The organism is Klebsiella sp. Sb-30 (assembly GCF_057652795.1).
Map to the genome: position 1 here is coordinate 2,193,787 of NZ_CM172749.1, position 21,083 is coordinate 2,214,869.

The following is a 21,083-nucleotide window of genomic DNA, read 5'->3' on the forward strand; positions in this document are numbered from 1 at the left end:
CGCGTACGGTGCGGTATTCCTGGCCGCCGATTAGACGTACAATGAGCGCCCGTGAATCCGCTACAGTAGATAGGGATCACCTTAAATCAGAAACCCGTTTTATGGACGGAGGGAAGGCTATGCAACACGATATTCTGAATACTGAAGTCACCACGATTGATGGTCAAAAAACGACGCTGGCGGACTATGCGGGTCGCGTTCTGCTGATTGTGAACGTGGCCTCAAAATGTGGTCTCACGCCGCAGTATGAGCAGCTGGAGACATTGCAAAAAGATCTCGGGCACGATGGGCTTACCGTGCTTGGCTTCCCTTGCAACCAGTTCCTGGGCCAGGAGCCTGGGAGCGAAGAGGAGATTAAGACGTTTTGTAGTACGACCTATGGCGTCACTTTCCCGCTGTTCAGCAAGGTAGACGTCAACGGTGAACATCGTCATCCGCTGTACCAGAAACTGGTTGAGGCCGCGCCGCAGGCCGTGGCGCCAGAAGGCAGCGGTTTCTACGAGCGTATGGCAAGCAAAGGCCGTGCGCCGGCCAACGTCGGCGACATTTTGTGGAATTTCGAAAAATTCCTGCTGGGCAAAGATGGCCAGGTTATCCAGCGCTTCTCGCCGGATATGACCCCGGACGATCCGCTGCTGGTTGCCGCCATTAAAGGGGCGTTAGCGAAATAATGCCGTTTCTGATGCAGCTGCGGAATGTCAAAGAAGCGGGGCGTCTGGCGCCGTTTAGCGCCCAGGTGCGTCCGGGTGAAATGGTCCATCTGGTAGGGCCAAACGGCGCAGGCAAAAGCACGCTGCTGATGCGAATGGCCGGTCTGACTGCGGGGCCCGGAGACGTTATTCTTAACGAACGTAAACTGGGCCAGTGGTCGGCACAGGAGCTGGCGCGTCACCGGGCCTACCTGAGCCAGCACCAGATGCCGCCTTTTGCCATGCCGGTATGGCACTATCTGTCGTTGCATCTGCAAAATGGCGGGCAAAGCGAACTGCTCGCCAGCGTTGCCGATAAGCTGGGCCTGAGCGATAAGCTCGGGCGCCAGGTGAATCATATTTCTGGCGGCGAGTGGCAGCGCGTACGCCTGGCGGCGGTCATTCTGCAGGTTCATCCGCTGGCGAATCCGGCGGGGCAGCTGCTGGTGCTGGATGAACCGATGAACAGTCTGGACGTGGCGCAGCAGGCGGCGCTGGATCGCGTTCTGGGTGAACTGTGCGAGGCGGGCGTGGCGGTAGTGATGAGCAGTCACGATCTTAACCATACCCTGCGACACGCCCATCAATCCTGGCTTATCTGCCGGGGGCAAGCCATTGCCTGCGGTGAGACATCGGCAGTGTTAACCGAAGAAAACTTAACCGCGGCCTATGCGATTCCTTTTCAGCGCATCGCGGTTGCCGGTCATTTTATGCTCGTTGCGTCACAGTAGCACGAAGCAACCTTGCCAGTGCATTGATAAACCAGCTAAATTATCCTGACGAATTGATAAGGAACAGAGGAATCGTCTGAGATGCGTTTGTGGTTCATTTTATTGACGGCGCTATTTCTGGCTGGCTGCAGCAGCCACCGGGCGCCGCCGCCGAATCCGCGGCTTGCAGATTCCATTACCGTTATCGCGAACCTGAACGAACAGCTGCGCAACTGGCGGGGCGCGCCGTATCGCTATGGCGGTATGTCTCCGCGCGGGGTCGATTGTTCCGGATTTGTCCTCATGACCTTCCGCGATAAGTTTGCCCTGCAGCTGCCGCGTGAAACTCGCGATCAGGCAGAGATTGGCACTAAAATTGATAAAAGTGAGTTGTTACCGGGGGATCTGGTCTTTTTCAAAACCGGGTCCGGCGACAGCGGTCTGCATGTGGGCATCTACGATACCGACAATCAGTTTATCCATGCATCGACCAGCCAGGGCGTGACGCGTTCCTCCCTGGATAACGTCTACTGGAATAAGAAGTTCTGGCAGGCCCGCAGGATATAGCGACGGACGTCGTGGCGAAGGGGAAGCACTGGCTTCCCTTTTTTTATGTCGATAACCCTGCGTTTCTCCCGTGTTAATACCTTGTTGAAGGCACTACACTGGAGAGAGGAGGAACCATGACCCTGTCTTTTACTACCCACTGGCGTGATGAACTGCCGGATTTCTATACCCCTTTAGCGCCCACTCCGCTGAAAAATGCCCGACTTATCTGGCACAATGCGCCGCTGGCGCAAACCCTGGGCATTCCCGAGGCGCTGTTTCATCCGGCGCAGGGCGCCGGCGTGTGGGGAGGCGAAACGCTGCTGCCGGGCATGTCGCCGCTGGCGCAGGTCTACAGCGGCCATCAGTTTGGCGCCTGGGCCGGCCAGCTTGGCGATGGCCGGGGGATTTTGCTTGCTGAACAGCAGCTGTCGGACGGCCGTCGTCTCGACTGGCATCTTAAAGGCGCCGGACTGACGCCCTATTCGCGAATGGGCGACGGGCGGGCGGTGCTGCGTTCCACGATCCGCGAAAGTCTGGCCTCGGAGGCCATGCATGCGCTGGGGATCCCGACGACGCGCGCGCTCGCCATGGTCACCAGCGATACCCCCGTGCAACGCGAAACGCTGGAAAGCGGCGCGATGTTGATGCGTCTGGCCGAAAGCCACGTGCGCTTTGGCCATTTCGAACATTTTTATTATCGCCGTGAGCCGGAAAAGGTACAGCAGCTGGCCGACTACGTGATTCGTCATCATTGGCCGGAGCTGGTTGATGACGCTGATAAATATGTTCTATGGTTCCGTGACGTTGTCACGCGGACGGCGACGCTGATCGCCAGCTGGCAGACGGTTGGCTTCGCCCATGGGGTGATGAATACCGATAACATGTCGATTCTTGGGCTGACGATGGACTACGGCCCCTACGGCTTCCTGGACGACTTCAAACCCGATTTTATCTGCAACCACTCCGATTATCAGGGCCGCTACAGCTTTGAAAACCAGCCGGCGGTTGGCCTGTGGAATTTACAACGTCTCGCGCAGTCGCTGTCGCCGTTTATTGCGGTGGATGCGCTTAATGCCGCGCTGGATGACTACCAGCATGCTTTGCTGACGGTATACGGCCGCCGGATGCGCGATAAGCTGGGTCTGTTCACCCAGCAGAAAGGTGATAACGACCTGCTGGATGGGCTGTTCGCGCTGATGATACGGGAAGGCAGCGATTACACCCGGACTTTCCGGATGCTGAGCGTGAGTGAACAACACAGCGCGGCATCGCCGCTGCGCGATGAGTTCATCGATCGCGCGGCCTTCGATAGCTGGTTTGCAGGCTATCGCGCGCGCCTGCGCGATGAGCCGATCGACGATGCGCAACGCCAGCAACAGATGCAGAGCGTCAACCCGGCGCTGGTGTTACGAAACTGGCTGGCACAGCGGGCCATTGAGCAGGCGGAGCAAGGGGATATGAGCGAACTGGCGCGTCTGCATGAGGTATTAAGCCAGCCGTTTGCAGACCGGGACGATGAGTATATCAATCGTCCGCCCGACTGGGGAAGGCGTCTGGAAGTGAGTTGCTCCAGCTGATGTTACCCCGGACCTTCTCTGTGCTCGCGGGCGGAGAAGGTCTATTTAGTCAGAATCAGTTTCCCCGCATGGGTCTGGCGCAGTAAATAGCGCTGGCCACCATGCTCAATCACCACCCGGCCTTCAGCGCCGAGTAAGGTGCGGCTGTTGATCTTACGGTCCGTGGGAATGGGGTAAGGGGCATTGTCTTTTGTTTTTTCTGCTGTGGCAGTGTTATCCATACGCGTCATAGCACCAAATAAAAATAAAAGAAACAATGATAATCATTATCAATAATGTTAATTTTCACGGCAAGCGTTATTTGCGAAAACCCTGTTTTTTGGGGGGAGGCTGCGCCAGACTGCGCGGAAAGAATCTCCCCCACCACGGCGTGGCGGGGGCAGGAACTACAGGCGGGTTGCGGTTGCCGCGGCCAGTTCGGCCAGCAAACGTTCGCTGTCTTCCCAGCTCAGGCAAGGATCGGTAATGGACTGGCCCCGCGTCAGCGGCTGCCCGGCAACCACCTTCTGCGTGCCTTCCTGCAGGAAGCTTTCGGCCATGATGCCGGCAATCGAAGTGGAGCCGGCGCGAATCTGCTGGCAGATATCGGCACACACCTCCAGCTGACGACGGTGCTGCTTCTGGCAGTTGCCGTGGCTGAAATCAACCACCAGCTGTTCCGGCAGATCAAATTCACGCAGCGCATCGCAGGCGGCGGCGATATCTTCAGCATGATAATTCGGCTGTTTACCGCCGCGCATGATGATATGGCCGTACGGGTTGCCGCTGGTCTGATAGATGGTCATCTGTCCCTGTTTATCCGGCGACAGGAACATATGGCTGGCGCGGGAGGCTCGGATGGCATCGACGGCAATACGGGTATTACCATCGGTACCGTTTTTGAAGCCGACCGGGCAGGAGAGCGCGGAGGCCATTTCCCGGTGGATCTGGCTTTCGGTGGTACGCGCGCCGATAGCGCCCCAGCTTATCAGGTCGGCAATAAACTGTCCGGTCACCATATCGAGAAATTCGGTGGCGGTGGGGACCCCCAGCTCGTTGACCTGCAGCAGCAGCCGACGTGCCAGCTCAAGACCGTGATTCACTCGATAGCTGCCGTTAAGGTCAGGATCCGAAATTAACCCTTTCCAGCCAACAACGGTACGCGGTTTTTCAAAGTAGGTACGCATGACGATTTCCAGCTGCGGCTGGTAGCGTTCACGCATCCCCTGCAGGCGGCGCGCGTAGTCCATCGCCGCGTCGGTATCATGAATGGAGCACGGTCCGATAATCACCAGCAGGCGGCGATCTTCACCGTTGAGGATCTTTTCAATCCGGCGGCGGGAAGCGGCAACGTGCGCCGCAACGTCGGCAGACACGGGATGCCGCTGCGCCAGTTCCGCGGGCGTCACCAGGCTTTCAATGCGCGCGGTACGCAATTCGTCTGTTTTATTCATTGGAGTCTCAAAAAATCTGTTTCTTCCGCGGCGAAAATGCCGGGAAGTGATGCGCATCACGATAAACCAATCTCTGCTTATTGCAAGGGCAGGTCATGATCCTGTATAGGCCACGGGCGATAGCATAAACAAATTTTCTCCAATGCACTAGTTCGTTAGTACATTCTTCGATTCAGCCCCATGATGTCCATGATTTTAGTCGCAATTTCTTCAACAGAATAATTGGTGCTATTCAGGCACGGAATTTTATTCTTGCGATACAGGGCCTCCACCTCGGTCACCTCCATGCGACACTGGCGCATCGATGCATAGCGGCTGTTTTCACGGCGTTCTTCGCGGATCGCGGCCAGCCGTTCCGGATTAATGGTTAAACCGAACAGCTTATGTTGTAAGGGTTTAAGCGAAGCCGGGAGGATCAGGTTGTCCATATCGTCGGCGATAAACGGGTAGTTTGCCGCGCGGATACCGTACTGCATCGCCAGGTAAAGACTGGTCGGGGTTTTGCCGCAGCGCGAGACGCCCAGCAAAATGACCTGTGCCTGATCGAGATTACGCAGCGAGATCCCGTCGTCATGGGCGAGGGTGTAATCAATCGCCGCAATACGTGCATCGTATTTGTTGAGGTTACCCGGCGTCAGGCCGTGGGTGCGGTGCGCGATAGGCGTCGGGTCGAGCCGCAGTTCCTGCTGAAGCGGAGCCACCAGAGCCTGCACGATATCCTGACAAAACCCCTCACTTTGCAAAATAATATCGCGAATTTCAGGGATAACGATGGAGTAGAACACCAGTGGGCGGATGCCGGTCTGCTGATAGATGGCGTCAATTTGTTCCTTTACTGCCCGCGCGCGGCTGATATTTTCGACGAACGGCAGCGTAAAACTGCTGATCGCGACCGGGAATTGCGACATCACCGCATGCCCCAGTACTTCGGCCGTAATGGCGGTACCGTCAGAAATATAAAATACGTGGCGATCTACAGCACTTTCCATTTTGACCATCCGGTATAATGAGTTTAATTATCTGAAAGCAGAAATTAAATTTAAGCATATCCCTTTAGGCTTTGTCTCACTTTTAAAATGAAACGGTATTTTTATTTTTAATGAAAAGGTCGGTTCAGTTTTCGATTTTGCCGGCATTTTGTATCTTATTGCAGCAGATTTCAGCAGAATCATTGGGTTAGCTATATCGGGAAAAGTATCCTAAAAAATGAAAAATAATTTGCTTGAACGATTCACCGTTTTTTTCAGCCGCATAAATATGTCAGGATAAATCCCGTAGTTGATCGTGAGTTTTTTATCACTGGTATTAAATCACAAAAGGATTGTCTCGATGTCCAACAATGGCTCGTCACCGCTGGTGCTTTGGTATAACCAACTCGGCATGAATGATGTAGACAGAGTTGGGGGCAAAAATGCCTCCCTTGGTGAAATGATTACGAATCTGTCCGGTATGGGTGTTTCCGTACCGAACGGCTTTGCCACCACCGCTGATGCCTTCAATCAGTTCCTGGACCAAAGCGGTGTAAACCAGCGCATTTATGAACTGCTGGATGAAACCGACATTGACGACGTTTCCGCATTAGCGAAAGCGGGCGCTCAGATCCGTCAGTGGATCATTGATACGCCGTTCCAGAGCGAACTGGAAGACGCCATTCGTGATGCCTATACACAGCTGTCCGCGGATAATGCCGAGGCCTCCTTTGCCGTCCGTTCCTCCGCCACGGCGGAAGATATGCCGGATGCCTCCTTCGCCGGGCAGCAAGAGACATTCCTCAACGTGCAGGGCTTCGATGCCGTGCTCGTCGCGGTGAAGCACGTGTTTGCTTCGCTGTTTAACGATCGCGCGATCTCCTATCGCGTGCATCAGGGTTATGACCACCGCGGCGTGGCGCTATCCGCCGGGGTACAAAGGATGGTGCGTTCCGACCTTGCCTCATCCGGCGTCATGTTCTCCATTGATACCGAGTCCGGCTTTGACCAGGTGGTATTTATTACCTCCGCCTGGGGCCTCGGGGAAATGGTGGTGCAGGGCGCGGTTAACCCGGATGAGTTCTATGTGCATAAACCGACGCTGGCGGCGGGTCGTCCGGCCATCGTGCGTCGCACCATGGGGTCGAAGAAGATCCGCATGATTTATGCCCCGACCCAGGAACACGGCAAGCAGGTGCGTATCGAAGACGTTCCGCAGGCGCAGCGCGATATTTTCTCGTTAACTAACGAGGAAGTGCAGGAGCTGGCGAAGCAGGCGGTACAGATTGAGAAGCACTACGGCCGTCCGATGGATATCGAATGGGCGAAAGATGGCCACACCGGTGAGCTGTTCATCGTCCAGGCCCGTCCAGAGACCGTCCGCTCGCGCGGCCAGGTGATGGAACGCTATACCCTGCATGCGCAAGGACAGATTGTGGCTGAAGGCCGCGCTATCGGTCATCGCATCGGTGCTGGCCCGGTAAAAGTGATTCACGATATCAGTGAAATGAACCGGATTGAGCCGGGCGATGTCCTGGTGACCGACATGACCGACCCGGACTGGGAACCGATCATGAAGAAAGCCTCGGCGATCGTTACCAACCGCGGCGGTCGTACCTGCCACGCGGCGATTATTGCCCGCGAGCTGGGGATTCCGGCGGTCGTTGGCTGCGGTGACGCGACCGATCGCATTCAGGAAAACCAGAATGTAACCGTCTCCTGTGCCGAAGGCGATACCGGCTACGTCTACGCCGAGCTGCTGGATTTCAGCATTAAGAGCTCAAGCGTGGGGGAAATGCCCGATCTGCCGCTGAAAATCATGATGAACGTCGGTAACCCGGATCGCGCATTTGATTTCGCTTGTCTGCCGAACGAAGGCGTTGGTCTGGCGCGTCTGGAGTTCATCATCAACCGTATGATTGGCGTTCACCCGCGCGCGCTGCTGGAGTTTGACGACCAGGAGCCGGCGCTGCAGAACGAAATCCGCGAGTTGATGAAAGGTTACGATTCCCCGAGAGAGTTTTACGTCGGTCGTCTGACCGAAGGGATTGCGACTCTCGGCGCGGCGTTCTATCCGAAGCGGGTAATCGTGCGTCTGTCCGACTTCAAATCTAACGAATACGCCAACCTGGTGGGCGGCGAGCGTTATGAGCCGGAAGAGGAGAACCCGATGCTCGGCTTCCGCGGTGCCGGTCGCTACGTCTCAGACAGCTTCCGCGATTGCTTCGCGCTGGAGTGCGAAGCGGTGAAGCGCGTGCGCAACGAGATGGGGCTGAGCAACGTCGAAATCATGGTGCCGTTTGTCCGCACCGTCGCCCAGGCGAAAGCGGTGGTAGAAGAGCTGGCGCGCCAGGGACTCAAGCGTGGCGAAAACGGTCTGAAAATCATTATGATGTGTGAAATTCCATCGAATGCGCTGCTGGCCGAACAGTTCCTCGAGTACTTTGACGGCTTCTCTATCGGTTCAAACGATATGACTCAGCTGACGCTTGGCCTCGATCGTGACTCCGGCGTGGTTTCTGAGCTGTTTGATGAACGTAATGACGCGGTGAAAGCGCTGCTGTCGATGGCGATTCGCGCGGCGAAGAAGCAGGGTAAATACGTCGGTATTTGCGGCCAGGGGCCTTCTGACCACGAAGATTTTGCCGCATGGCTGATGGAAGAAGGGATTGATAGTCTGTCTCTGAACCCGGATACCGTGGTGCAGACCTGGCTTGGTCTGGCTGAACTGAATAAGTAAGCCCTCGCTTTACATTCCCCCAATCCCCGTCAGCAATGGCGGGGATTTTTTTATTTTCAGCGTCTGGCGACCGCTATTGACAGCCGTATGGGCAAACAAGAAAAAATAGCGGGCAGCTAGCGGAACCAGGTAAAAAAAAAGCCCATCGTGGGAGATGGGCAAAGACTACACACAGCAATTCGTTGTTTCACTCAGGGGATTTCCATGCTTATAAATCAAGGTGTTGATCTATAACCGTGCCCTAATAGTAGACACAGCCTTTTTTGGCGTCGATCGGATTCATCTCAATAGTTAAACAGCTGTGAAGAATATGTCGATTGCGTAACATGAGAGAGGGAATAGTGGGGGAGAACGGTATTATTTTTATCAGTTTTTCTTATGATTAAGGCGGGTTTCCCCGCCTTAATTTTTTACTTTTCGCTGTTGATATTACTGACGTTTAACGCTTCAAGTTCCGCCAGTACCTGATCGGGATCTTTCGGCGGCGGCGGCACCTCCTGCAGCCAGGCATCAAACAGGCGCCAGGAGACGGCGAGCAGCACCGGACCGATAAACAGGCCAATCATTCCGAAGGCGATCAACCCGCCGATAACGCCGGAGAGAATCAGGATCATCGGCAGGTCGGCGCCCATACGAATCAGCACCGGGCGGATAACGTTATCCATGGTCCCCACCACGCAGCTCCATACCAGCAGCACCGTGCCCCAGGTGGTATCTCCGCTCCAGTAGAGCCAGATAATCGAGGGGATCAAGACAAGCAATGGCCCCAGCTGTACCAGACAGGTGAAGATCATGACCACGGTCAGCAGCGCGGCGTAAGGGACGCCGCTAATCGCCAGACCAATCCCTCCGAGCACCGCCTGAACCAGCGCAGTCACCACCACGCCCAGCGCCACGGCGCGAATGGCCTGACCGGCCAGCAGGACCGCCGCATCGCCGCGTTTTGCCGCCAGACGCGTTGCGAAGTAACGGAATCCATAGGCGACTTTCTCACCCTGCCAGTACAGCAGGGCGCTGAACAACAGCATCAGCCCGCAATAGACCAGCAGTTTGCCGATATGCGCCGCCTGACCGACGAACCAGGTCGTGGTGGTGCCGATATAGGGACGGATTTTGGCCATAATGGCCGCACCGCCCATATCCAGCAGACCGTGCCAGGCCGCGTAGAGCTTGTCGCCAATCAGCGGAACGCTATTGAGCCAGGCGAAATCCGGCAGCGTGACATTCCCGGTGGAGATAAGTTTTATCAGCGGAATGCTGTTATCTACCAGGCTATTCACCAGCAGCGCAATCGGGATGACGAACAGTAAAAACAGCAGCACGGTCATGACCAGCACGGCGAGGGCGCGTTTACCGAACAGCAAACGCTGCAGACGCAGCAGAACGGGCCAGGTGGCGATGACGACGGTGCCAGCCCAGGCGAAGGACAGAATAAAGGGTTGCACCACCCACAGGCAGGAGATAATTATCAGGGATAAGAACAGTACCGACAGCAGTATTTGCGGTATATCCCGGGGTTGGCGATCGTTAATCATAAAGAAATTTTACCTTTCCAGTCGCGTCAAAATGCTGACGCCGCGTAAATCCATATACTGATAATAATATCAATAATTTCACGGGCCTGATTTTGCACATAAATCTCGTGGGCGCATATGAAAAAAATGTGATAAAAAGTTGACTGCGCCACGCAATCGTTTAGTTATCCATAGACAAAATCATCCGGACGCATCGAGTCGGCGACAGACTCCCGGCTCTCAGGCTATTTTTGCCCGCCGTGGTGGACGTGGTTTACATTGCCCGCAAGGGTCAGCTTCACGCAAGGATTCGGCAGCAAATGCGCCAACAAGAGGCAGTCTGAAGGATGACATCACTACAACACAACATAGTCAGGCAGGGTCAAGCATTATGATCCCACAAATTTCTCAAGCACCAGGCGTCGTTCAACTGGTATTGACTTTTTTGCAGGTACTGGAGCAACAAGGATTTACCGGCGATACCGCCACTAGCTATGCCGACAGGCTAACGATGGCGACAGATAACAGCGTTTATCAACTGTTGCCGGATGCCATTTTATTTCCCCGCTCGACGGCCGATGTCGTCCTGCTGGCGCGGCTTGCCGCCGAAGATCGCTTCAAATCGCTGGTCTTTACCCCGCGCGGGGGCGGCACCGGCACCAACGGCCAGTCGCTGAATACGGGAATCATCGTCGATATGTCCCGCCATATGAACCGCATACTCGAAATCAACCCGGAAGAGGGATGGGTTCGTGTCGAAGCAGGCGTAATTAAAGATCAGCTGAACCAGTATCTTAAGCCGTACGGTTACTTTTTTGCCCCGGAGCTTTCCACCAGCAACCGCGCCACTCTGGGCGGGATGATCAATACCGATGCCTCCGGCCAGGGGTCATTGGTTTATGGCAAAACTTCAGACCATGTTCTCGGCGTTCGTTCGGTGCTGATGGGCGGCGATATTCTCGATACCCAGGCGATGCCCGTCGCTCTGGCGGAGACACTGAGCCGGGAACAGTCGGCGATTGGGCGGATTTACCGAACGGTATATCAGCGTTGCAAAGCGCAACGTCAGCTCATTATCGATAAATTTCCAAAACTTAACCGCTTCCTGACCGGATATGATCTGCGCCACGTCTTTAATGATGACATGAGCGAGTTCGATCTGACCCGTATTCTCACCGGTTCGGAAGGGACGCTGGCCTTTATCACCGAAGCGCGTCTCGATATTACCCGTCTGCCGAAAGTTCGCCGTCTGGTGAATATCAAATACGATTCGTTTGATTCCGCGCTGCGCAACGCGCCGTTTATGGTCGAGGCGAAAGCGCTGTCGGTGGAAACCGTCGATTCAAAAGTCCTTAACCTGGCGCGCGAAGATATCGTCTGGCATTCGGTCAGTGAGCTGATTACCGATGTCCCGGATAAAGAGATGCTGGGGCTGAATATCGTCGAATTTGCCGGCGATGACGCGGCGCTTATCGACAACCAGGTGACCACGCTGTGTCAGCGCCTTGATGAGCTGATTGCCGCCAGCGAAGCGGGCGTCATCGGTTGGCAGGTCTGTAACGAACTGGACGGCGTTGAGCGCATCTACGCGATGCGTAAAAAAGCGGTGGGGCTGCTGGGGAATGCCAAAGGTGCCGCCAAGCCGATTCCCTTTGCGGAAGATACCTGCGTGCCGCCGGAACATCTGGCCGATTACATCGTTGAGTTTCGTGCGCTGCTCGACAGCCACGGCCTGAGCTACGGCATGTTTGGCCACGTAGATGCCGGCGTTCTGCACGTGCGTCCGGCGCTGGATATGTGCGATCCGCAGCAAGAAGTGCTGATGAAACAAATTTCCGACGAGGTCGTGGCGCTGACCGCCAAATATGGCGGCCTGCTGTGGGGGGAACACGGCAAAGGCTTCCGCGCCGAGTACAGTCCGGCATTCTTTGGCGAAGAACTTTATGGCGAGCTGCGAAAAGTCAAAGCGGCGTTCGACCCGCACAACCGTCTTAATCCGGGGAAAATCTGTCCGCCGGAAGGCGTAGATGCGCCGATGATGAAAGTGGATGCCGTGAAGCGCGGCACCTGGGATCGGCAGATTCCGATTGCGGTGCGCAGCGCATGGCGTGGCGCGATGGAGTGTAACGGTAACGGCCTGTGCTTTAACTTTGATGTTAAAAGCCCGATGTGCCCGTCGATGAAGGTCAGCAATCATCGTATCCACTCGCCGAAAGGGCGCGCAACGCTGGTGCGCGAGTGGCTGCGCCTGCTGGCGGATCGCGGCATCGATCCCAATCAGCTGGAAAAAGATCTGCCGGAAAAACGCGCCAGCCTGCGTACGCTGGTGGCGCGGACCCGCAACAGCTGGCACGCGCGCAAGGGGGAATATGACTTCTCCCATGAGGTCAAAGAGGCGATGTCCGGCTGTCTGGCCTGTAAAGCGTGCTCTACCCAATGCCCGATTAAAATCGATGTGCCGGAATTCCGCTCGCGCTTCCTGCAGCTTTACCACAGCCGCTATTTGCGGCCGGTTCGCGATCATCTGGTGGCAACGGTGGAATCCTATGCGCCGCTGATGGCTCAGGTGCCGAAGACGTTTAACTTCTTTATTAACCAGCCGTGGATGCGCAAGCTGTCAGAGAAGCACATCGGGATGGTGGATCTGCCGCTGCTCTCGACGCCGTCGCTGAAGCAGAGAATGGTGGGACATCGCTCGGCAAACATGACGCTGGAGCAGCTGGAAACGCTCAGCGCTGAGCAGAAAGCCAAAATGGTGCTGGTGGTGCAGGATCCGTTCACCAGCTATTACGACGCGCAGGTGGTGGCCGATTTTGTGCGCCTGGTTGAAAAAGTGGGCTACCAGCCGGTACTGCTGCCGTTCTCGCCAAACGGCAAGGCGCAGCATATCAAAGGGTTCCTCACGCGCTTTGCGCGTACGGCGCAGAAAACCGCAGATTTTCTCAACCGTGTGGCGCAGCTGGGGATGCCGATGGTTGGCGTCGATCCGGCGCTGGTGCTGTGCTATCGCGATGAGTACAACCAGGTTCTGGGGGACAAACGCGGCGATTTCCGCGTGATGCTGGTGCACGAGTGGCTGCCACAGGCGTTGCCGGAAGCTCGCGAGCAGGAGAATGGCGGCGAAGCGTGGTATCTGTTTGGTCACTGTACGGAAGTCACGGCGCTGCCCGCGGCGCCGAAGCAGTGGGCCGAGATTTTTGCGCGCTTTGGCGCGAAACTGGAAAACGTCAGCGTGGGCTGTTGTGGGATGGCCGGAACCTACGGTCATGAGGTAAAAAACCACGCCAACTCGCTGGATATCTACGCGCTTTCCTGGCAACAGGCGATCCAGCGTTTACCGCGCAACCGGTGCCTGGTGACCGGATATTCCTGTCGCAGTCAGGTGAAGCGCATTGAAGGCAGCGGTGTTCGTCATCCGCTGCAGGCGCTGCTGGAGATTATTGGATGATTTGGAAACGTCAGACAACGCTGGAACAGCTTAACCGCATGGGCGAAGGCAATATGGTCGGGCTGCTGGATATTCATTTTGATAGCTTCACCGATGAGACCATCGAAGCCACCATGCCGGTGGATAGCCGCACGCACCAGCCGTTTGGTCTGCTACATGGTGGAGCATCGGTGGTACTGGCGGAAACGCTGGGCTCGGTTGCCGGCTATTTGTGCAGTGAAGGCGAGCAAAAGGTGGTAGGGCTGGAGGTCAATGCCAACCACATTCGCTCGGTGCGCGGTGGCCGGGTCAGAGGCGTCTGTAAAGCGCTGCATGTCGGATCGCGCCATCAGGTGTGGCAGATTGAAATCTTCGATGAACAGGGGCGCCTGTGCTGCTCTTCGCGCCTGACCACGGCGGTAGTCTGAGATAGCTACCGCGGGCTGAGATTCTACTTGTCCAAATATAAGGGGGAATATATTTCCCCCTTATATTCAGCAGATTTTATTGTGTTTCATCCTTAATCGTTTCGCTGGGACCATTCTTCTGCACCGAGGCAATTCCTTTTTTCGCCGCCTCCTTCGAGGAATACATTTCACTGGTGGCGATGGTTTCATGGTTATCCGCTTTTAGCAGAAAATACCATGGCTGGGAAACGCTTTTCTCGGATTTTTTAATAACGTAATAGCCCATTGTTAACTCCTTTGCGCATTAGCATCGACATCATGATATGTAGACCATCGCGGCTTATACAGCAAGCTATCGGCGCTAAAAATATAATTCATGAATTGTTCACGCTACTTATGCTACTATTTTAAGTACGAAATACTTATGTGTAACCAAGAGGACGGAGTTAACTATGGGTATCATTTCCTGGATCATTTTTGGTCTTATTGCCGGTATTTTGGCTAAGTGGATTATGCCAGGCAAAGACGGCGGCGGGTTTATCGTCACTATCGTTCTGGGTGTCATTGGTGCGGTTGTAGGTGGTTGGATCAGTACGTTCTTTGGCTTCGGCAAGGTCGACGGCTTTAATTTTGGCAGCTTTGTCGTGGCGGTAATTGGTGCATTAGTGGTACTGTTTATCTACAGAAAGATTAAGAGTTAATATACCGTCATCATACCCGCATCCTCATTGCCGTCGGTGGTGAGGATATAGATATTGAGCACGAAAGAAGACGCAAAATAAAAGCTGCCACGTTCACTGGCAGCTTTTTTTATGAGGCTGACATCAGCCGCTCAAGGCTACCGGTATATGACCCCAGGATAACTCAGGGCATATCGGGAGCGGGAACGACTTCCACGCGCACTTCATAATGTTTCGCGCTACCTGTCGGGATCAGCGCGGTCAGTTTATTAATGGTCTCAACCGGGTTATCGGTGGCAACCGTTGCAGAGAATAATACCGGTTTTCTCGGCGGGAATGGCGGCAGAGGCATAGGCATTGGACCACGCCCTTGCGGCATGTCCATCACCGGCTGTCCGGCATTATTACCGGCGGGAGCAGGGCCGTCATTTTTATCTGCCGCAAATGCACTGGCCGCGACAATTGACGCGGTGGCTAACAGAGCAATGATTGTTCCTTTCATCTTCGTTACCTCGTTGGAATGTGGCTGGAATCTTAGAGGCAAGGTCATTGACGAACAATCCCACGGCGGGCGAATCCTCCAAAACTCCTCATTTCATAACGAATGTGAAGCTCCGGCGTGGCAGGCAGGGTTTGTGGCTGGCTTAGTTCAGCAGTACGCTCATCACCAGCAGTACCACCATGCACATCGACATAATACTGATATCTATCATCCTGTACGGACAAACTCCAGGTAAGCAGTGCCTCCGACACAGGGCCGAAAACTGTAGGAAATTTAGGCGGGAATTGTACATCAATTTACCAGTAGAGAAAAAACCTTTATTCCTGGTTTTTGTCCGAATTTAACATGATAACCGCTTCGCTTTACCGGATAACAAATAGCCATCCAGAAGGATGGTTATAGATAATGCTAAAGGGGTAGATCCGATAGCGCCTTGTCGTCGTCCGGTACAAATAACAAGCTATTGATTTGACAGTAAGTGCTACGGATGCTGAATGGACTCTTTTCGATTTCAAAAATAGGTATTTCCGATGCACCTTTCCCATTGCCCGCCATACCTCTGCAAAACACTAAATAACTTATTATTTATCAATATATTAAATTACAAAATAGTCACCTGATAACCTGCGGGGGAGGGTCTATGCTTATAAAAAGCGAGATAAAAGGGTTCGCAAGGGGAATATCCCTTCTCCGGCTGGGTTGAAGTGATAATCGTTATCATTAACATGGTCGTATGCCCTTATGGCGCTAACCAATGAGGTAGAGCGATGGAATTAGATACAGGAACCTTCAATCCCGATGAATTTAGCTGGCGGGGTCTGATGATGACCCCAGCGGCAGCCGCCCATATTCGCGATCTGGTGAGTCAACAGCCCGATAAGCAGGGGTTGCGTCTGGGGATCAAAACCAGCGGCTGCGCCGGGTTTGGTTACGTACTCGAGCTGATTGCCGAGCCGGCAGAAGACGACCTGCTGTTTGAGCGCGACGGGGCGAAACTCTGGGCACCGCTGCAGGCTATGCCGTTTATCGATGGGACGGAGCTGGATTATGTTCGGGAAGGATTAAATGAAATCTTTAAGTTTCATAACCCGAAAGCACAGCACGAATGTGGCTGCGGCGAAAGCTTTGGGGTTCAGGCGGAGTAACTATGTCTCGTAATACTGAAGCAACTGACGATGTCAAAACCTGGTCCGACGGGCCGCTCAATTATAAAGAAGGCTTTTTTACCCGCTTAAAGACCGATGAGCTGGCGAAAGGCATCAACGAAGAGGTGGTGCGCGCCATTTCCGCCCGCCGCAACGAGCCCGAGTGGATGCTCGAATTCCGGCTAAAGGCATATCACGCCTGGCTGGAGATGGAGGAGCCGCACTGGTTGAAAGCGCATTATGAAAAGCTCAACTACCAGGATTACAGCTATTACTCGGCGCCGTCCTGCGGTAACTGCGACGACACCTGCGCTTCTGAGCCTGGTGCGGTGCAGCAAACCGGCCCCGGCGCCTATCTGACTCAGGAAGTCGAAGAGGCCTTTAACCTGCTGGGCGTGCCGGTACGCGAAGGGCGTGAAGTCGCGGTTGATGCGATTTTCGACTCCGTCTCGGTAGCGACAACCTACCGGGAAAAACTGGCGGAGCAGGGGATTATTTTCTGTTCGTTTGGTGAAGCGATCCACGACCACCCGGAGCTGGTGAAGCAATATCTTGGCACCGTGGTGCCGGGGAATGACAACTTTTTTGCCGCCCTCAACGCGGCGGTAGCTTCTGACGGTACCTTTATCTACGTGCCAAAAGGAGTGCGCTGCCCGATGGAGCTGTCGACCTATTTCCGCATTAATGCGGAAAAAACCGGCCAGTTCGAACGTACCATTCTGGTGGCCGATGAAGGCAGCTATGTCAGCTATATCGAAGGGTGTTCTGCCCCGGTGCGCGACAGCTATCAGCTGCATGCGGCGGTGGTCGAGGTGATTATTCACAAAGATGCCGAAGTGAAATATTCCACGGTGCAGAACTGGTTCCCCGGAGATAACAACACCGGCGGGATTTTGAATTTCGTCACCAAACGCGCGCTGTGCGAAGGTGAAAACAGCAAGATGTCATGGACGCAGTCAGAAACGGGGTCCGCCATCACCTGGAAGTATCCGAGCTGCATTCTGCGCGGCGATAACTCCATCGGCGAATTTTTCTCCGTGGCGCTGACCAGCGGGCACCAGCAGGCAGACACCGGCACCAAGATGATCCACATCGGCAAAAACACCCGCTCGACGATTATCTCGAAAGGGATCTCCGCCGGGAAAAGCCAGAACAGCTACCGTGGGCTGGTCAAAATTATGCCGACGGCTACTAACGCGCGTAACTTCACCCAATGTGACTCGATGCTGATTGGGCCGGACTGCGGGGCGCACACTTTCCCGTACGTGGAGTGTCGCAACGACAGCGCGCAGCTGGAGCACGAAGCCACCACTTCGCGGATCGGCGAAGACCAGTTGTTCTACTGCCTGCAGCGCGGCATCAGCGAAGACAATGCCATCTCGATGATCGTCAACGGCTTCTGTAAAGATGTCTTCTCGGAGCTGCCGCTGGAGTTTGCCGTCGAAGCGCAAAAACTGCTGGCTATCAGTCTGGAACACAGCGTCGGCTAAGCGCCAGGCTTTACGAATTAAGGGAAATGAGATGTTAAGTATCAAAAACTTGCAGGTCGCCGTTGAAGACAAAGAGATCCTGCGCGGATTGAATCTGGAAATCCGCCCTGGCGAAGTGCACGCCATTATGGGGCCGAACGGCTCCGGCAAAAGCACGCTTTCTGCAACGCTTGCCGGGCGCGAGGACTATGAGGTCGTCGGCGGTAGCGTGGAGTTCAAAAGCAAAGATTTGCTCAGCCTGGCGCCGGAAGACCGCGCCGGTGAAGGCATTTTTATGGCCTTCCAGTACCCGGTAGAGATTCCCGGCGTCAGCAACCAGTTCTTCCTGCAGACCGCGCTGAATTCGGTGCGCGACTATCGCGGCCAGGAAGAGTTAGACCGTTTCGATTTCCAGGATCTGATGGAAGAGAAAATTAAGCTGCTGAAGATGCCGGAGGATTTGCTGACCCGTTCGGTGAACGTGGGCTTCTCCGGCGGTGAAAAGAAGCGCAACGATATCCTGCAAATGGCCGTGCTGGAGCCGGACCTGTGCATTCTTGATGAATCGGATTCCGGGCTGGATATTGACGCCCTGAAGATCGTCTCTGACGGCGTCAACGCGCTGCGCGACGGCAAGCGCGCATTTATTATCGTCACCCACTATCAGCGTATTCTCGACTATATCAAGCCTGATTACGTCCACGTGCTCTATCAGGGGAGAATCGTCAAATCCGGCGATTTTACCCTGGTCAAACAACTGGAGGAGCAGGGCTATGGCTGGCTTACCGAACAGCAGTAACGCGCTGCAGCAGTGGCATCATCTGTTTGAGGCGCTGGGTGAAAGGCGAACGCCTGAAGCCCGCCGGCATCTCCAGCAGGTCCTGCGCCTCGGTTTGCCGACGCGCAAACATGAAGACTGGAAATATACGCCGCTGGATACACTGAACAAAGGCACATTTGTCGCGCTTCCGCCGGGTACCTTAACGGCAACAGAGCGCGATCAACGGGCGCTGTCGGTGGATGCCTGGCGGCTGGTGTTCATCGACGGGCAGTTCAGCGAGACGTTAAGCGACAACCTGGCCGGCAGCGGCTACGACGTCAGCGTGGCGGACGATCGTCAGGGATTGCCTGACGCGGTGCAGCCGGAAGTGTTCCTGCATCTCACGGAGAGCCTTGCTCAGACGGTGACGCGAATCCGCGTAAAACGCCATCAGCGGCCCGCTAAGCCGCTGCTGCTGATGCATGTGACGCGTGGAGGAACGGGCGACGACCTGAACACCGCGCACTATCGCCATCATCTTGAGCTGGAGAGCGGCGCCGAGGCGACGATTATCGAGCACTATCTGAGCCTGGATGAACAGCGCCACTTTACCGGCGCGCGTCTGACGATGTCGGTGGCGGATAATGCCCATCTGCAGCATATCAAACTGGCGTTCGAAAATGCGCAGAGCAACCATTTTGCCCACAACGATCTCGCGCTGGGCCGCGACGCTTCGGCCTTCAGCAGTAGCTTCCTGCTTGGCGGCGCGGTATTGCATCACCGCACCAGTACCCAGCTGCTGGGGGAGAACAGCACCCTACGGATCAACTCCCTGGCGATGCCGGTCAACAATGAGGTCTGCGACAGCCGAACCTGGCTCGATCATCGCGTTGGCTACTGTAATAGCCGCCAGCTGCATAAGACCATCGTCAGCGATAAAGGGCGGGCGGTGTTTAACGGTCTGATTAATGTCGCGAAGCACGCGATTAAAACCGACGGTCAGATGACCAACAATAATTTGCTGCTGGGGCGCCTGGCTGAAGTGGACACCAGGCCGCAGCTGGAAATTTATGCCGACGACGTCAAGTGTAGCCACGGCGCCACCATCGGGCGCATCGACAACGAACAGCTGTTCTATCTTCGTTCTCGCGGCATTCCCTACCGGGCGGCGCAGCATATGATCCTGTACGCTTTCGCCGCCGAGCTGACGGAGGCGATTGGCGATGAGACGCTCAGGGCGCAGATTCTGGCGCGTATTGGCCAACGTCTACCGGGAGAAAAAGCATGACATTTTCTGTTGAACGGATACGCGCGGATTTTCCGTTGCTTAGCCGGGAGGTCAACGGTCAGCCGCTGGTCTATCTCGACAGCGCCGCCAGCGCGCAAAAACCAGAGGCGGTGATTCGCGCCGAGGCGGAGTTTTATCGCCACGGCTATGCCGCCGTCCATCGCGGTATCCATACGCTGAGCGCAGAGGCGACGGCGCGGATGGAACAGGTACGTCAGCAGGCGGCGAGGTTCCTGAATGCCCGCTCAGCGGAAGAGCTGGTCTTCGTCCGGGGGACCACCGAAGGGATCAATCTGGTGGCCAATAGCTGGGGGAATGCCAACGTCGGCGCCGGCGATAACATCATCATCAGCGCCATGGAGCACCACGCGAACATCGTCCCCTGGCAGATGCTCTGTGCCCGGGTGGGCGCCGAGCTGCGGGTTATCCCGCTCACTCCGGACGGCACCCTGCAGCTGGATGCCATTCCGGCGCTGTTTGATGAGCGGACCCGCCTGCTGGCCATTACCCAGGTCTCCAACGTGCTGGGGACGGAGAACCCGCTGGCGGCCTTGATTCCGCTCGCCCGCCAGCATGGAGCGAAAGTGCTGGTGGACGGGGCGCAGGCGGTGATGCACCACGCGGTGGATGTGCAGGCGCTGGACTGCGATTTTTATGTTTTCTCCGGCCACAAGCTGTACGGCCCGACCGGGATTGGCATTCTGTATGTCAAAGAGGCGCTGCTGCAGGAGATGCCGCCGTGGGAAGGGGGCGGGTCGATGATTGCCACCGTCAGTCTGACCGAAGGGACGACCTGGGCGAAAGCGCCGTGGCGCTTCGAGGCGGGCACGCCCAATACCGGCGGGATTATCGGCTTCGGCGCCGCGCTGGAGTATGTCAGCGCGCTGGGGCTGGCGCACATTGGCGAATATGAACAGACGCTCATGCGCTACGCTTTGCAGGCGCTGAAGGCGGTGCCGGATTTGACCCTCTATGGCCCTGACGAGCGCCTGGGGGTGATTGCCTTTAACCTTGGCGCACATCATGCCTACGACGTGGGCAGCTTCCTGGATAATTACGGTATTGCCATCCGCACCGGCCACCATTGCGCGATGCCGCTAATGGCGTTTTACAACGTACCGGCCATGTGTCGGGCTTCGTTGGCGATGTACAATACCACGGAAGAGGTGGATCGCCTGGTCGCAGGACTACAGCGCATCCACACGCTATTGGGCTAAAGGAAGCA

At 55.6% G+C, this 21,083-nt stretch carries 19 protein-coding genes and 1 other RNA gene; 13 read left to right on the forward strand and 7 right to left on the reverse strand.

What is annotated here, in order from left to right:
* Positions 1 to 119: 119 nt before the first annotated feature.
* The 4 genes from AC236I_RS10260 (at position 120) to selO (ending at position 3,525) form a co-directional block, all read left to right on the forward strand.
* Positions 120 to 671, forward strand: a complete 552-nt coding sequence (locus AC236I_RS10260; protein ID WP_004863334.1) for a glutathione peroxidase — start codon at positions 120 to 122, stop codon at positions 669 to 671.
* Positions 671 to 1,420: a vitamin B12 ABC transporter ATP-binding protein BtuD gene (gene btuD, locus AC236I_RS10265; protein ID WP_004863331.1), complete on the forward strand. Its 750-nt coding sequence runs from the start codon at positions 671 to 673 to the stop codon at positions 1,418 to 1,420. Before AC236I_RS10260 ends, btuD begins: the two co-directional genes overlap by 1 nt.
* 81 nt (positions 1,421 to 1,501) lie before the next feature.
* Positions 1,502 to 1,966 (forward strand): NlpC/P60 family protein, encoded by a 465-nt coding sequence (locus tag AC236I_RS10270; RefSeq protein ID WP_004863328.1) that lies wholly within the window; start codon positions 1,502 to 1,504, stop codon positions 1,964 to 1,966.
* A gap of 116 nt (positions 1,967 to 2,082) precedes the next feature.
* On the forward strand, positions 2,083 to 3,525 hold the full coding sequence (selO, locus tag AC236I_RS10275; RefSeq protein WP_015584107.1) for a protein adenylyltransferase SelO: 1,443 nt from the start codon (positions 2,083 to 2,085) through the stop codon (positions 3,523 to 3,525).
* Between the two features lie 41 nt (positions 3,526 to 3,566).
* Here the strand turns inward: selO and hemP are convergent, their stop codons facing one another.
* The 3 genes from hemP to ppsR form a co-directional block, all read right to left on the reverse strand.
* Positions 3,567 to 3,746: a hemin uptake protein HemP gene (hemP, locus tag AC236I_RS10280; protein ID WP_046852335.1), complete on the reverse strand. Its 180-nt coding sequence runs from the start codon at positions 3,744 to 3,746 to the stop codon at positions 3,567 to 3,569.
* A gap of 165 nt (positions 3,747 to 3,911) precedes the next feature.
* Positions 3,912 to 4,958 carry a 3-deoxy-7-phosphoheptulonate synthase AroH gene (aroH, locus tag AC236I_RS10285; protein ID WP_004863320.1) on the reverse strand — a complete coding sequence of 349 codons (1,047 nt, stop codon included), beginning with the start codon at positions 4,956 to 4,958 and terminating at the stop codon, positions 3,912 to 3,914.
* Positions 4,959 to 5,113: 155 nt separating this feature from the next.
* The gene (gene ppsR / locus AC236I_RS10290; RefSeq protein WP_004863318.1) at positions 5,114 to 5,947 is read right to left on the reverse strand and encodes a posphoenolpyruvate synthetase regulatory kinase/phosphorylase PpsR; all 834 of its coding nucleotides are present in this window, start codon (positions 5,945 to 5,947) and stop codon (positions 5,114 to 5,116) included.
* 340 nt (positions 5,948 to 6,287) lie between these two features.
* Between ppsR and ppsA the strand changes: the two genes are divergently transcribed.
* Positions 6,288 to 8,666 carry a phosphoenolpyruvate synthase gene (gene ppsA / locus AC236I_RS10295; protein ID WP_004863315.1) on the forward strand — a complete coding sequence of 793 codons (2,379 nt, stop codon included), beginning with the start codon at positions 6,288 to 6,290 and terminating at the stop codon, positions 8,664 to 8,666.
* A gap of 130 nt (positions 8,667 to 8,796) precedes the next feature.
* Here the strand turns inward: ppsA and rprA are convergent.
* Together rprA and ydiK are read right to left on the reverse strand one after the other, a co-directional pair.
* An RNA gene (gene rprA / locus AC236I_RS10300) (antisense sRNA RprA) lies at positions 8,797 to 8,904 on the reverse strand.
* Positions 8,905 to 9,076: 172 nt separating this feature from the next.
* Entirely contained in the window at positions 9,077 to 10,201 is a 1,125-nt protein-coding gene (gene ydiK / locus AC236I_RS10305) for an AI-2E family transporter YdiK (protein WP_044350647.1), read from the reverse strand.
* A gap of 370 nt (positions 10,202 to 10,571) precedes the next feature.
* Between ydiK and ydiJ the strand changes: the two genes are divergently transcribed.
* Together ydiJ and menI are read left to right on the forward strand one after the other, a co-directional pair.
* Positions 10,572 to 13,628, forward strand: coding sequence for a D-2-hydroxyglutarate dehydrogenase YdiJ (gene ydiJ / locus AC236I_RS10310; protein ID WP_487608783.1), 3,057 nt, complete (start codon positions 10,572 to 10,574; stop codon positions 13,626 to 13,628).
* The gene (gene menI / locus AC236I_RS10315; protein ID WP_004863303.1) at positions 13,625 to 14,035 is read left to right on the forward strand and encodes a 1,4-dihydroxy-2-naphthoyl-CoA hydrolase; all 411 of its coding nucleotides are present in this window, start codon (positions 13,625 to 13,627) and stop codon (positions 14,033 to 14,035) included. Before ydiJ ends, menI begins: the two co-directional genes overlap by 4 nt.
* Positions 14,036 to 14,111: 76 nt before the next feature.
* Here the strand turns inward: menI and AC236I_RS10320 are convergent, their stop codons facing one another.
* On the reverse strand, positions 14,112 to 14,300 hold the full coding sequence (locus tag AC236I_RS10320) for a YegP family protein (RefSeq protein WP_004863298.1): 189 nt from the start codon (positions 14,298 to 14,300) through the stop codon (positions 14,112 to 14,114).
* Between the two features lie 166 nt (positions 14,301 to 14,466).
* On the opposite strand from AC236I_RS10320, the gene AC236I_RS10325 reads away from it, so the two are divergent.
* Positions 14,467 to 14,715: a GlsB/YeaQ/YmgE family stress response membrane protein gene (locus tag AC236I_RS10325; RefSeq protein ID WP_004863295.1), complete on the forward strand. Its 249-nt coding sequence runs from the start codon at positions 14,467 to 14,469 to the stop codon at positions 14,713 to 14,715.
* A 163-nt stretch (positions 14,716 to 14,878) separates the two neighbouring features.
* Here AC236I_RS10325 and AC236I_RS10330 read toward each other — a convergent pair whose 3' ends face one another.
* A complete protein-coding gene (locus tag AC236I_RS10330; RefSeq protein ID WP_004863292.1) occupies positions 14,879 to 15,196 on the reverse strand; it encodes a hypothetical protein in 318 nt (105 codons plus the stop codon).
* A 767-nt stretch (positions 15,197 to 15,963) separates the two neighbouring features.
* On the opposite strand from AC236I_RS10330, the gene sufA reads away from it, so the two are divergent.
* The 5 genes from sufA to sufS are packed head-to-tail and all read left to right on the forward strand — an operon-like array spanning position 15,964 to position 21,075.
* Complete coding sequence (sufA, locus tag AC236I_RS10335) at positions 15,964 to 16,341, forward strand: Fe-S cluster assembly scaffold SufA (RefSeq protein ID WP_004863289.1); 378 nt, start codon at positions 15,964 to 15,966, stop codon at positions 16,339 to 16,341.
* Between the two features lie 2 nt (positions 16,342 to 16,343).
* A complete protein-coding gene (gene sufB / locus AC236I_RS10340) occupies positions 16,344 to 17,831 on the forward strand; it encodes a Fe-S cluster assembly protein SufB (RefSeq protein WP_015584111.1) in 1,488 nt (495 codons plus the stop codon).
* A 31-nt stretch (positions 17,832 to 17,862) separates the two neighbouring features.
* Positions 17,863 to 18,609: a Fe-S cluster assembly ATPase SufC gene (gene sufC, locus AC236I_RS10345; RefSeq protein ID WP_487608784.1), complete on the forward strand. Its 747-nt coding sequence runs from the start codon at positions 17,863 to 17,865 to the stop codon at positions 18,607 to 18,609.
* Positions 18,584 to 19,858, forward strand: a complete 1,275-nt coding sequence (gene sufD, locus AC236I_RS10350; protein ID WP_004863278.1) for a Fe-S cluster assembly protein SufD — start codon at positions 18,584 to 18,586, stop codon at positions 19,856 to 19,858. The genes sufC and sufD overlap by 26 nt, the downstream gene beginning before the upstream one ends.
* Complete coding sequence (gene sufS / locus AC236I_RS10355) at positions 19,855 to 21,075, forward strand: cysteine desulfurase SufS (protein ID WP_015584113.1); 1,221 nt, start codon at positions 19,855 to 19,857, stop codon at positions 21,073 to 21,075. Before sufD ends, sufS begins: the two co-directional genes overlap by 4 nt.
* Positions 21,076 to 21,083: the final 8 nt, after the last annotated feature.